Source organism: Bacillus sp. EKM420B, from assembly GCF_011065565.1.
Taxonomy (GTDB): Bacteria; Bacillota; Bacilli; order Bacillales; family Bacillaceae; genus Bacillus; species Bacillus velezensis.
Genome location: NZ_JAAMNX010000081.1, coordinates 1 through 218, shown reverse-complemented (window position 1 = coordinate 218; position 218 = coordinate 1). Strand labels below are relative to the sequence as shown.

Here is a 218-nt window from a genome sequence, read left to right as displayed (position 1 = left end):
CGCATGTCAAAGGCTGAGTGCTATGAAGCATTCGACAGTCTCGGCATCACCTACGGACCGTCTCATCAGGCGCTTGATGCCGTCTATGCCGGAAGCGGAGAAGTGCTCGCGAAGCTCACTCTTCCGCCGTCCGCCCGCGAGGAAAAGGAGCCGTTCATCCTGCATCCGAGCATGCTGGACGCCGCCCTTCAGGCTTCTATCGGTCTCGTGCTCTCAGA

General features: G+C 59.6%; 1 protein-coding gene. It reads left to right on the top strand.

Annotation, left to right across the window (positions count from 1 at the left end; translation table 11 throughout):
* On the top strand, window positions 1–218 hold a 218-nt coding region (locus G9F48_RS19620), incomplete at both ends, for a polyketide synthase dehydratase domain-containing protein (protein WP_165410004.1).